Raw genomic sequence first — 13,161 nt, 5'->3', positions numbered from 1 at the left:
CTGTAGCGTTGCATGCTGTGAAAGATCCGTCACAGTAGAAGAGATTTCCGCGATATGAAGAATGGCCTTAGAAAGTTCCTGTAACGATTCTGCATTCTTATTGGCACTCGTCGTTTGCGTGTCTGCGCTCGACGCAACATCTTGAATCGAAATGGCCACCTTTTCAGTCGCAGTGCTTGTTTGAGTGGCATTGGCTGTTAGCTCTTCTGCCGACGAAGCTACCTCTTCAGCATTTTGTTCAATTTTTTGGATAAGAGTTCTTAAACTGTCTTGCATATCGTTAAAGGCTTGTCCTAGCTGTCCAATCTCGTCATGAGAAGTGATTGTCACTTTCTCTGTTAAATCACCTTTACTAATAGTTACTGCACTATCCTTTAGTAATCCAATTGGTTTTATAATTGCCTTCATAACAAAAAAGAATACAATCGAACTGATTACAATCGCAGCAATTAGTACAAGAAACGTTTTTTCCAAAATGGGTGATGCTGATTCATCAATTTCCTTTGCAAAAATTGTCCCTGTGATTTTCCAATCTGTCAGTTCATTCGTTGTAAAGAACATAATACGGTCATCACCGTCAAAGACATAATCATACGTGCCAGATTTACTGTCATACATTTGATTAAGGAAGCTCTCATTTAATTCCTTACCTGCTTCTAATGTAGGATGTGAAATGACCAAGTTATTTTCACCAAAAATAGAGGGATATCCCTTTTTCCCTATTTTTATAGAGTTCGCAAGTTTTTGAATGTCTGTCAATTTTAAATCAATTGCCACTACCCCAGATTGATCTTTTAGCTGTTGAGCAACTGTTACGACCATTTCTCCAGTCCCTGCATCTATGTAAGGATTCGTAATTAAAGTTTCGCCTTTTAATGCCGTAGCCTCTTTATACCAATCCCTTTCCAAAGGATTATAATCAGCGCTATTCGATTTTGGTTCTACAAATACTTCTCCGTCATTTGTTCCAACATAAATGCTTAAAACATCTGGACTTAGCTTCATATATTCTTGAAAATTTGGTAGTATTTTAGTTTCCTTCTGTTCGTACTTAGAAGAATTTATTTCCTCGCTAAAGGTAGCGACTTCATTTATTTTTGTGCTAATAGCACTATCAATTAACGTATTCAAAATTTTAACACTTTCATCCGCACTAAAAAGTATTTCTTCTTTTATCGAATTTTTTGCTGAAAGATACGATAAGCTTCCTACAGAAATAACTGGTATTAGTAAGATAAGAGCAAATAATGTGTAGAGCTTACCCTTAAAGCTTCTAAATAATTTTTTCATGCAACAGTTCTCCTTTAGTCTTCAAAATTCTTGAGCTATGTATTTTTGTGTTTCTTTTACTACTCGATGGTTTAGGCTCGGAAAGAATGCCGCTTCCCTTCTTTTAACGATGAAATATCACCCAATGTTTTTATCGGACGAAATACTTAATTTCAAACCCCTTTTTTCATTTTTTTGATTTAGCCTTGGCATAATTTTTACTGTCGCTTCGCTTTCGCACAGATAAAACTGTGTTGCTGTCGCACAAAACATAAAAGCGGGAAGAACAAAAAGAATATAAGCTTTCAGAAGAAAAAACAGGTGCCATCTATCGACAACGAAAAATCAATGTAGAACCTGTTTTTGGATTCTTAAAGACTAATTTTCGTTTCATTCGATTTTCTGTCCGTGTTTCTGTCCGTGGTTAATAAAAGGTTGAAAACGAATTAGGCTTTGTATTGATGCCATTAAATTTCCGGAAATACACTTCCATTATTATATAAGGTAAAGATTATAGAATGACTTGGTCCATCAATAAAAAAGAGAAATCGATGTTATTCGATTTCTCTTTTTCTTCTCTATCAATTAGTTAAGTCCCATTCTCGGTTATTAGTGTTGAAAAACAAAATACTTAAGGGAATCTTTGCGAATATTTTCTATAGCTACAAGACAATATCGCGAAAGCCGCTTTAGTTCGTTTTTATATGAATACTTTAAAGATTTATCGAAACAAAATCCTGTTTTATCGGAAAAACAACCTCTTACTATTAACTAAGGACTCAAGAAAGCGCCCATTCATTTTGCCGAAGAGCCATACTTTATTTAAAATGAAACCTTAAACTCATTGACACAATATTTTTTTAAAAATGCCATCCCTCAAAAGAGAAATGGCATTTTTTCGTATGTCTATTAATATTTAAATTGGCTAATGAGCTGTTTTAACTCGTCTGCCATATGAGCAAGCGCTTGTGCAGAAGCATTTATTTCTTCCATCGAAGCTAATTGTTCCTCTGTAGACGCTGCAACATCCTCTGAGGCAGCTGCATTTCCTTTTGCTGAGAATGCCAAATCTTCTGTTACAGCAGTCACCTCTTGTACACTTGCTGACATTTGTTCTGAGGCAGAAGATACCTCTTCCATTTTAGGAGTAATCGCATCCATACTTGACATAATCACTTGGAACTTCGTGATGGCTTCATCTGATACATGTAACCCATTTTGTACATCCTCAGTTACTTTTGCCATGATGTTTACGGATTGTTCTGTTTCTAACTGGATACCATGGATTAACTCGAAAATTTGTTGTGCAGATTTCTGTGATTGCTCCGCCAGCTTTCTTACTTCATCAGCAACAACTGCAAAGCCTTTTCCGTGCTCCCCTGCTCTTGCTGCCTCAATCGCAGCATTGAGAGCAAGTAAGTTCGTTTGGTCTGCAATGCTTGTAATTACATCTAATATGGACGTAATTTGCTGAGAGCGTTCATGTAACGATTGAATTTTCGTGTTGGAATCGGTCACCGATACATGAATAGATTGCATTTGATCTTTTGTATTTCGGACTGCCTGTCCACCTTCGTCTGCCTGTAGCGTTGCATGCTGTGAAAGATCCGTCACAGTAGAAGAGATTTCCGCGATATGAAGAATGGCCTTAGAAAGTTCCTGTAACGATTCTGCATTTTTATTGGCACTCTTCGTTTGCGTGTCTGCGCTCGACGCAACATCTTGAATTGAAATGGCCACCTTTTCTGTCGCTATGCTCGTTTGAGTGGCATTGGCAGTTAGCTCTTCTGCCGACGAAGCTACCTCTTCAGCATTTTGTTCGATTTTTTGAATAAGAGTTCTTAAACTGTCTTGCATATCGTTAAAGGCTTGTCCTAGCTGTCCAATCTCGTCATGAGAAGTGATTATCACTTTCTCTGTTAAATCACCTTTACTAATGGTTACTGCACTATCCTTTAGTAATCTAATCGGTTTGATAATTGCCTTCATAACATAAAAGAATACAATCGAACTGATTACAATCGCAGCAATTAGTACAAGAAACGTTTTTTCCAAAATGGGTGATGCTGATTCGTCAATTTCCTTTGCAAAAATTGTTCCTGTAATTTTCCAGTTTGTCAGTTCATTCGTTGTAAAGAACATAATACGGTCATCACCGTCAAAGACATAATCATACGTGCCAGATTTACTGTCATACATTTTGTCGAGGAAGCTTTCGTTTAATTCGCTACCGGGTTCTATAGTTGGGTGTGAAATGACACTCTTGTTTTCATCAAAAATAGAAGAATATCCATTTTTTCCAATATTAATAGAGTCCGAAATTTTTTGAAGGTTTGTCAATTTTATATCAATTGCCACTACCCCAGATTGATCTTGTACCTGACGAGCAACTGTTACGACCATATCTCCAGTAGCTACATCTTTATAAGGATTCGTAATTAAAACTTCTCCCTTCAAAGCTGTAGCTTCTTTATACCAATCTCTTTCTAAAGGATTGTAATCAGCGCTATTCGATTTTGGTTCTACAAATAATGCGCCCTCATTTGTTCCAAGATAAATGCTCAGAACATCCGGATGTAGCTTTATGTATTGTTGAAATTTTGTTTGTACCGCTGCCCCCTGCTGTTCATACTTAGAAGAATCTATTTCGCTAAACACATTGATGTCATTTGTTTTTTCACTAATGGTTTTATCAATTAACGTATTTAAAATTTCTACACTTTCATCCGTACTAACAAGTATTTCTTTTTTTATCGAATTTTTTGCTGAAAGATACGATAAGCTACCTACAGAAATAACTGGTATTAGTAAGATAAGAGCAAATAATGTGTAGAGCTTACCTTTAAAGCTTCCAAATAATCGTTTCATGCAACAGCTCTCCTTTTGTCTTTCCTAGTTCTTAAAATGTATTTTGTCTCATTTCGTGGTTTCTTTTTAGATTCAAAGAATTCCCCAGCACACAACCTCCCCTTCTCATATCGAATAAATTTCCTTCTTTTATTTTTATCGGACGAAATACTTAATTTCAAAGACCTTATTTCATTTTTTTGATTTTCTCGACATAATTCGAGCTCTCCCCGCCACTATCCACTAAACATAGAACCCCTAAGAATCAACCTTTATGAGATTCATAGGGGTTCTTGTGTTAGTACTTAAATGTCTGAATGGATTCTTGCAAGTCAATCGCCATTTTTGCCAAATGTGTAGAGGCAGCCGCTACTTCTTCCATCGCCGCATTTTGTTCCTCAGAGGATGCTGCAACACTTTGAACATTGCTACTCGATTTCATGGATACTTCACTAATGTAGTCAATTTCTTTTACAAGTTTTTCAATATCTTGATGGATTATTCGAATAGCCTCTGTAACTGATTCGGTTTGAGCTTGCACATCATTAATGGCATCGTCAATTTGAATGAAATTATCTCTTGCCACATTTACTTTCTCACGACCAACCAATACTGAATCATTACTACTGATCATATCTTCCTCGATAATTCTTGTATCTTCAGTAATTTGCAAAACAACCTTTTCAATATCTACCGCTGCTAGATTCGATTCATCTGCTAGCTTCCGTACCTCTTCTGCCACTACAGCAAAGCCCTTACCATGCTCACCACTGCGCGCCGCTTCTATAGAGGCGTTAATCGCCAATAGATTTGTTTGGGTAGCAATATTTTTAATAACATTGACTGCTGAGACAATCGCTTCTGTATTTTCATCTAAGTCTTTAACACGTGTACTTAGCTCTTCTGTATTATTCGTAATGTCATTCATCTGTTCAATGACATTACGAACTGAGGAACGCCCTATGCTAGCCATATTTTTAGTTTCTACAGTTGCATTGTTAACATGATCAATATTCGTTGATATATCATCCATCTTTTTCAAAATGTGCGAGGATAAGTTTCGTACATCACCTGTTAATGTATCCTGTTCTTCAATACCATGTGCAATATCTTGAATCGATTCTGAGACAACTTCTGTTGCCTGTGTTACTTCCATACTACTCGCTGTGAGCTGCTCGGATGTTGCTGCTACCTGTTCAGCCGAATTACCAACTTGCTTCATCGTATGTTGAAGCTTTTCTGACATCGAATTAAATGAAGCTGCCAGTTGGGCAAACTCATCTTTTGTTTTAAATTGCAGGTGCGTTTGTAGATTGCCAGTTGAGAATTTGTCCATTTCTACTACTGTTTGCTGAATATTTTTTGCTACTCTTCGCCCAAAAACTGTCGCAATAATAATGCTTATAAGTAAGGAGACTATTGCTAGTACAGCAATCTCTTTGCCACTTCTGTCGCCTTTTTGCTTAGTAGCCTCTATACGCGCTTGCATTTCGTCCTGCTGAGCAGTTGCCATCGTTTTCCCAAACTCAACAAGCTTTAGAGAGCCTTTCCCTAAAACCGGTAATGCCAACTGCTGGGCTTGCTGTTTTTCACCACTTTGAAAAAGCGGTACAATTTGTTCATCTATAGGCTTTTCCCATGCTTCTAATTGCTTTAAAAACTGTTCAAAGTCCTTATTTTTATGTTCGAGTTCTTCAATACGCTGAATAGATTTATGTAATGTTTCTCGTATTTCCTGATGATTGTTGAGCATATCTTCTTTACCATATAACATATACCCTCGAATGGCAGCATTTGCACGAACTGTTTGAAAGGAAATATCATTATACAAATTCATTAGTTCCGTATTTTTTTCGATTTCCGCAAGTGTATGTTTATTATCATTTAAAAAGTATATGGCAATACTAGTAATTAGTAATAGAAATACTAAAACTATACCAAAAGCAAATTGCAGTTTTCGTTCTACCGTTGATTTCATACGACTCCCTCTATTCTACTAGTAACATTAATCCTCTTGAGTATAGCCTAATCATATCTTTCAGCCCATAAGAAGTGCGTCTTTTATCATAAATCAACACTAATTTTTTACAAAATTTAAACACATCTCCAAAGGTATTGACTTCTGTAAATTTATTATGGCTATTAAAAGGCGTAGTGCAAACATGGCGGTAGCAATTACACGATGTTGGTTACGAACTAGCTTTCACATTGTGGGTTCACGTCGTTGGTTGGAATAATTTCTAAAATTAAGGTAAACTACCAGCAACCAAAATAAAGGAGAATAGTAGAAAATGAGTAAACCAAATTTATTCGTTAGTTTAGTAGTAGGCTCTGAAACTGATATCGAATCGCTTGCAATACGCTCTGTTACTTGAGTCATTTGGTGCACGAGTGACTCTTCATTTAATTGGAAGACTCAATGATTTAATTGATGTTTTGTCAGGGGAAGATTTAGACGATCGAATAGATTATTTAATGTTAAATTTCCATGGGGATGAAGGACGTTTTTGCATGACAGAGCTAGGTGAGGATTTTTATGAGTTAAATGAACCGAGAGGTGAATATTTCGGTCCACAAGAGATCTTAAATTACTGTACATTAAAAGATGTGAAAGTTATTGCCTCTGGCTGTACTTTAGGTGAAAAGCAGCTAGCTACTGCATTCTTAAAAAGCGGTTGTCAATCCTATTTGGCCCCGGATGATTACATAGATGGTAGTACAATTTAATGTTTCTCATAAGATTTATGTATGAAATCATTGCTAATGAGCGCACACAGCAAGAAGCCTTTGAAATCGCAAAATCTATTGACGATGAGACTTCGATGTATCAGCTTTATTTTGCATAGTTAACAGCAAAAAATCGTAGCTATAAAATTGGCTACGATTTTTTATTTATTTAAATCATCCCTTAGGCTAACAAGTTTTTTGTCTGTCCCGGGGATGCAAAGGCAGAATAGCGTTGAATAGTTCGAGTGAAGCGGGGTGTTTAAATGGATCGCCCTTGTGTATTTCCTCAACAAGTCGGCCTTTATGCATCACTAGTATTCTATCTGATATAAAGCGTGTTACATTTAAATCATGAGAAATAAAAATATAAGATAACTTCAGTTGCTTTTGTAGTGATTGAAGTAGTTGCAATATATTTTTCTGCAATATCATATCAAGGCTACTGATAGCCTCATCTAACACAATTAATTTTGGGTTTATAGCAATTGCTCTCGCAATATTTACGCGTTGCTGTTGACCTCCACTAAGCTGTGAAGGATATTTATTTGCCATATTGCTTTCTAACTCGACACAGTTCAGTAGCTCCTCGACCTTACGTTGCCTTTCGCTTTTGGAAAAATTCTCGAAATTAAGAAGTGGTTCTTCTATTATCTCTGCAATAGTTTGCTTTGGATTAAAGGAGTTAAAGCTATTTTGAAAAACAGCTTGTAAATCTCTTCGAATCCCCTTCTTTTCTTTAGAGCTAGCTTGATATAAATTCACATTATTAAATCGTACAATCCCACTCGTTGGATTCTCTATGCCCAAAATGATCCGAGCTAAAGTACTTTTTCCTGAGCCACTTTGGCCGACTACTCCTAAGCATTCGCCTTCCTGAAGTGAAAATGTGACTTGTTGTAATACAGGTATTTCTAGTTTTTTTTGTATAAATGACTGTCTCTGATGATAGTACTTCTCTACATTCATCACCTCTAATAGAGCCATTTACTACCTCCTCTAAAAATCGATTCTCGATTGTAAAAGTTTCTTTGTATACCAATGCTGTGGCGCGTCAAAAAAATCAAAGACATTCGCCTGCTCGATAAGTTCTCCCTTATACATAATAGCAACTTCATCAGCAAGTTCAGCAATAACACCAAGATCATGTGTGACGATAATAATCGCTGCATCGGTGTCATTTCGAATTTGATTGAACAATGATAATATTTTCTTTTGATTGACTGTATCAAGAGCTGTTGTAGGCTCATCGGCTATATATAATTTAGGTTGCATCGCAAACGAAAGAGCAATCATTACACGTTGTAACATCCCTCCACTTAATTGGAAAGGATAATATTGCAAAAGTTTTTCTGGATTAGGTAAATTTACTTTATTCATAGAGGAAATAGCTATCTGTCTTATTTCTTTTTTATGTAAGACGTAATGTGCTTTTAATGTTTCCCTAAAATGCATTTCTATTGTTTGAATACTATCAAAAGCTGCCAAAGGATTTTGTGTAATCATCGACATGTGCCTTCCTCGGTAATCTCGCAATCTTTCTTTTGTTACAGATGTTAAATCAATATCTTGATATAAAATTTGACCCGTCGATTTTGCTTCAGCTGGAATAGATTGCATAATTGCTTGACATAACATCGACTTACCACTACCACTTTCACCGATAATACCTAATATGCGTCCTTTATTTGCAGTTAAATTAATAGAAGATAGGATTTCCTGTTCTCCTATTTGTACATTTAAATCTTTGACTTGTAATAAGATTTTTCTTTCCATAACTATTCCTTTCAATGATTAACTTGCTTGTTATGACGAGATATGAGGTTAAATAATAGAACTACAATGATTATTGCTACACCTGGATAAAGCATAAGTTCAGGATGTTGTCGAATATACTGTTTACCTTCACTTATCATCATTCCCCACTCAGGAGTAGGAGCTTGAACACCTAATCCAATAAATGAGAAGCCAGCAATTTCTAGAATGACTTTTCCTAAATCTAAAGAAATAATAGTCAGCATCGGTGCCATAATATTTGGCACGAAATGGCGTTGGATTAGCTTAACTCCTGAGGTTCCACTAATTTTAGCAGCTTTTATAAATTCTTTTGCGTGAACGCTTATAAATAAGCCTCTTAAAATTCTTGAATAATAAATAGTTTGAGTAAAAATAAGTGCCAATAATAGATTTCTTAAGCTTGGACCCAAAATACCTATAAGTCCAAAAGCAAGAACAAGCGTAGGGAAAGCTAATAAAATATCACAGATTCGAATAAATAAAAAATCAATTATCCCCCTTTTAAAAGCCACTATTGCCCCTATCCAAATAGCGAAAAAGGTTGCTACTAATTGAATAAATAAAGCTGATCCCAAAGAATAGCGAATGCCTAACAGTATACGTGAAAGTATACATCGCCCTAAATGATCTGTGCCGAGAGGATATGCCCATGATGGTTCTAAAAACTTTTTAGAGACGTCTACCAAAAAAGGATCATGCGGCATGATAAACGGCGCAAAAAGCCCCAATATCCCAATAAATGTGAGAAGTGTTATACTAGTCAATTGTTTACCATTTAAATTTTTGTGTAATATAATCACTCTACTCTCCCCCCTCTCCATTTAGCCGAGGGTCAAGAACTCGATGCAATATATCAGTACATAAATTAGCAAAAACATAGATGATAGCAATTATTAGAACATAACATTGCACAACAGGATAATCCCTATTAATAATTGATTCTATTAAGTAGCGACCTAACCCTGGCCAGCTAAATACTTGCTCTACAATAACTGCCCCGCCTAATAAATTTCCAAGTGTCATGCCAAGCATCGTCGTCAACGGTATAGCTGCATTTTTGAAGACATGTCGACTGAGAATAACAGTTTTTTTTAAACCTCTTAAATATGCATACTGAACATAATATTTTTGTAATTCTTCTATGACACTTGTACGAATTGCTTGAACAAACAATCCAGTAGTTGGTAATGCCAAAGCCACGGCTGGTAAAATCATATGTAAAATAGTCCCTTTACCATTTGTCGGGAAAATGCCTAGCTTCAAACTGAATAAGTATAAAAGAAAAAAGCCTAACCAAAAAGTTGGGATGGATACACTGATAATAGATAATAAGCCAACTATCTTATCAAATACGGAATTTTTATAAAGAGCACTTATAATACCTAGAGGAATACTAAAGCAAATAATACATACAAATGCAGCTAGGGCTAATTCAAAAGTTGCCGGTAGTTTCTCTAATATTTCTTGAGCAACGGGTAATTTACTCACAAATGATGTACCAAAATCGAAGTACAACACACCTTTTAGCCATATAAAATATTGAATAGACAAAGGTTGATCAGTGCCTAATTCCGATCGTAGCGCCTGTATTGCTTCTGCTGTCGGGGCGACTCCTGACAGTCTAAGTATGACCTCCGCTGGATCTACTGGAACAAAACGAATAAATAAAAAGGTCATTATCGAAACCCCTAGCAAAACAAATGGTAATGTAATCACTCGTTTTAGACAAAAAAGCCAAGTTGATTCGTACATTTCTTTCATCACTTCCCAAGTCTTCATAGTGCAAAAAGAGAGGAGCCATAGTAGACCCACTCTCTTCTCATTCTCTTACTTTAAATCCATTTGAGCATAAGGAATATCGTATTCAGATGCACTAGGATTAAAATCTTTCATATGTTTATGGTAAATAACGTTATTCGTTTCATATGAAATTGGATAAAATAATGCTTGGTCATGGAACATTGTTAAAATATCTTTATACAATTGCACACGTTCCGCTTCATTTGTACCAATTAATAGTTGATGTATTTTGCCATCAATTTGTGCTGCGTTATCTAGGCCTAATTTCGCTTCATAAACGCCATTTGCATTCGGTGTTGCTGATTCATTTGCGAAGCTGTGTGGGTCTGTTGGTGGACCATTTGTGCGCCAGAAATTAATATCTACTTGATTATCCATTAATTTTTGGAGCCCTACCATTACATCAGCACCTTCAAGGTTTAATTGGACGCCTATTTTTGCTAATTCCCCTTGCATTAACTCTGCCATTGGTTTTTGGATAGCATCTGTTGCAATATAGATTAAATCTAATTGAAGAGGTTGCCCATTTTTGGAACGGCTTTTATCACCACTTTTTAATGTCCAACCTGCTTCATCTAATAACTGCTCGGCTTTTTCTGGATTAAATAGTATTGGTTTTAAATCAATATTGGCATATGGAATAGCGTCCCAAAACAGTGTATTGGCAACTTTTTCTGTACCATGGGTAATACTTTCAACCATTTGTTCTTTATTAACAGCGTGTTGAATAGCCTGACGTACTTTTAATTCTGCTAAAGGACCAGATTGAGTATTAAAAAGTAATGCACGTGTAGATAAAGGTTCAGATACTGCCGTTTTGTATTGATCGCTATCTTTTAAGAAAGTGTAGTTATCTAAGCTAATAATGCCTCGACCATAAATTAAGTCTAATTCTTCGTTTTCAAATGCTAGTGAAATAGATTCTGAATCAGGTATAATTTTCACTTTTACTTTGTCTACTAGTGGCTTTTCACCCCAATAATGTTCGTTGCGGCTAAAGAGTGCATATTGATCTTTTTTATATTCGGTTAATACCCATGGACCTGTTCCAACCGGAGCATTAATACCTTTATTAGTTGTATCTCCTTCAGGGAATCCGTTATCCCCTAAGAAGCGGAATGGTCGCACAAAAGCCAGTTCATTTAATACAGGGTAATAGGGCGCATCTAATTGTAGACGAATTGTATAGTCATCTTCTTTCACTACATCTACAATATGATTCACCATCCCCATCCAGGAGTGTGTATCACGATCTGCTAAAACTGCTTTAAAATTGCGAATAACATTATCAGCATTAAAGGCTGTCCCATCAGAGTATTTTACATTTTGTCTAAGATGAAATATGTACGCTGTTTTATCGTCAGAAATTTCCCAGCTCTCCGCTAATTTTGGCGATATTGTTCCGTCATCGTTATACTCTACCAATGATTCATACACCATTGCTTGTGCAGTCATTTGGTTTGGTAAATAGGTATGCGGATTTAAAGGCCCTATATCTAGCGGCCAGCCAACTGTTATCATTTTTTCTTCGTTAGAGGTTTTACTTCCATTACCTTCACTCGAGCTTGAACAGCCTGCTAAAATGGTTAACATCAGTATTAGAATGAAAGGTAATAATTTTTTAAAAAATATCATTATGATTGCTCCTGTCTTTTCTTAGGTGTTAGAAAATTGATATCTGTATGTTTGTCCACCATACTACTAACTTGAAACTCAAAGTAATCGTCATGACTATGATTAGAAAAATGCATAAAAAAATCCTTATTCCACGTGAATAAGGATAGAAAAACTCATTATTAAAAGCCTTCCATCCATCTCCCTATCTTTCGTAGATCTACAATGAATCTTACTACAAGCAGGCATTCTGGCTTATGAATCTTCATTTTACTTCACCTTCCCAAGTACTTACTCAGTGGTATTTGAAGCAAAACTCCTCATTTACAGCTGCGGGACAGCATGGGATTTACACCCATTTTCCTTTAAATTAAGTGAAAAAGTTTTTTTCACTCAAACTTGTAATGAACCATATTAAATTTAGTATTAAACATAACACGCTGCAAAGACACACGTCAATTTTATTTTCTGAATATAATAAAGTTTTGAGATTTTTAAACATAGTTATAAATATTTATTCCACAAAAAAAGCCATCACACACTAGTGAGATGGCTACACTTCTATCGTTGATGTTTTTTTAACATTGATTCTGTAAAAGCCTGAGATTGTCCCTTTGGAATACTTATTGTTTGCCACTCAGAACCCTTTATTTGCTTAGCGATGTAAACGATTTGACCGACATGTTGAGAGTAATGAGACATTTGTCTTTCGATCGCATCTATAACAGAATGCCGTTCTCCCCTTATCGTTACAAATCCTTGTAAATCAGCTTCCGTTAAACCTTGTAACGCATCTAAAAATACTTGCCAGCCCTTTTCCCATACGTTCATAACCTCTTCTTTTGTCTGAAGGCTATCCGTAAACTCATCATCTCGATTTCTCGTTGCTTTCTCACCATCTGTCGTTAAAAAGTCCGTCCATCTCGATATCATATTTCCACTAATATGTTTTACAATCACTGCAATACTGTTTGAATCTTCATTATACGCCCAGTGCAATTGGGCCTCTTCTAGTTGGTCGAGTGTTTTATCGCCTAGCTCTTTGACACTTCTAAATCTTTTTTGAACAACATTTATATACGTTTGCGCTACCGTCATTGTTGAACCCCC

At 36.0% G+C, this 13,161-nt stretch carries 9 protein-coding genes, 2 pseudogenes and 1 riboswitch; of the genes and pseudogenes, 2 read left to right on the top strand and 9 right to left on the bottom strand.

The annotated features are described in order from the left end of the window. Window positions 1–1,290 (bottom strand): methyl-accepting chemotaxis protein (locus tag ACQKN4_RS18420; protein WP_427484469.1); only part of this gene is annotated, 1,290 nt, incomplete at its 3' end. 266 nt (window positions 1,291–1,556) lie between these two features. On the opposite strand from ACQKN4_RS18420, the pseudogene ACQKN4_RS18415 reads away from it, so the two are divergent. Then, a pseudogene (locus ACQKN4_RS18415) lies at window positions 1,557–1,760 on the top strand (transposase); the annotation flags it as partial. 418 nt (window positions 1,761–2,178) lie between these two features. Here ACQKN4_RS18415 and ACQKN4_RS18410 read toward each other — a convergent pair. Continuing rightward, entirely contained in the window at window positions 2,179–4,137 is a 1,959-nt protein-coding gene (locus ACQKN4_RS18410; protein ID WP_427484468.1) for a methyl-accepting chemotaxis protein, read from the bottom strand. A 277-nt stretch (window positions 4,138–4,414) separates the two neighbouring features. Then, on the bottom strand, window positions 4,415–6,094 hold the full coding sequence (locus ACQKN4_RS18405; RefSeq protein WP_427484467.1) for a methyl-accepting chemotaxis protein: 1,680 nt from the start codon (window positions 6,092–6,094) through the stop codon (window positions 4,415–4,417). 313 nt (window positions 6,095–6,407) lie between these two features. Between ACQKN4_RS18405 and ACQKN4_RS18400 the strand changes: the two are divergent. Next, window positions 6,408–6,962, top strand: a pseudogene (locus ACQKN4_RS18400) (delta-aminolevulinic acid dehydratase). A gap of 67 nt (window positions 6,963–7,029) precedes the next feature. Here ACQKN4_RS18400 and ACQKN4_RS18395 read toward each other — a convergent pair. The 6 genes from ACQKN4_RS18395 to ACQKN4_RS18370 all read right to left on the bottom strand — a co-directional run bounded on the left by ACQKN4_RS18395 (window position 7,030) and on the right by ACQKN4_RS18370 (window position 13,149). Then, the gene (locus ACQKN4_RS18395; protein ID WP_427484466.1) at window positions 7,030–7,827 is read right to left on the bottom strand and encodes an ABC transporter ATP-binding protein; all 798 of its coding nucleotides are present in this window, start codon (window positions 7,825–7,827) and stop codon (window positions 7,030–7,032) included. Window positions 7,828–7,839: 12 nt separating this feature from the next. After that, on the bottom strand, window positions 7,840–8,616 hold the full coding sequence (locus ACQKN4_RS18390) for an ABC transporter ATP-binding protein (protein ID WP_427484465.1): 777 nt from the start codon (window positions 8,614–8,616) through the stop codon (window positions 7,840–7,842). 11 nt (window positions 8,617–8,627) lie between these two features. Then, window positions 8,628–9,437 (bottom strand): ABC transporter permease subunit, encoded by an 810-nt coding sequence (locus ACQKN4_RS18385; RefSeq protein ID WP_240518195.1) that lies wholly within the window; start codon window positions 9,435–9,437, stop codon window positions 8,628–8,630. A 1-nt stretch (window position 9,438) separates the two neighbouring features. Beyond that, window positions 9,439–10,416, bottom strand: coding sequence for a nickel ABC transporter permease (gene nikB / locus ACQKN4_RS18380; protein WP_427484464.1), 978 nt, complete (start codon window positions 10,414–10,416; stop codon window positions 9,439–9,441). Between the two features lie 48 nt (window positions 10,417–10,464). Further along, window positions 10,465–12,072: a nickel ABC transporter substrate-binding protein gene (gene nikA / locus ACQKN4_RS18375; RefSeq protein WP_427484463.1), complete on the bottom strand. Its 1,608-nt coding sequence runs from the start codon at window positions 12,070–12,072 to the stop codon at window positions 10,465–10,467. Window positions 12,073–12,274: 202 nt separating this feature from the next. Beyond that, window positions 12,275–12,469: riboswitch (cobalamin riboswitch) on the bottom strand. Between the two features lie 143 nt (window positions 12,470–12,612). Continuing rightward, a complete protein-coding gene (locus tag ACQKN4_RS18370; protein WP_427484462.1) occupies window positions 12,613–13,149 on the bottom strand; it encodes a DUF1572 family protein in 537 nt (178 codons plus the stop codon). Window positions 13,150–13,161: the final 12 nt, after the last annotated feature.

It is taken from the genome of Lysinibacillus sp. NPDC093692 (genome assembly GCF_050280125.1).
GTDB lineage: Bacteria > Bacillota > Bacilli > Bacillales_A > Planococcaceae > Lysinibacillus.
This window is presented reverse-complemented; position numbering and strand designations above follow the sequence as displayed.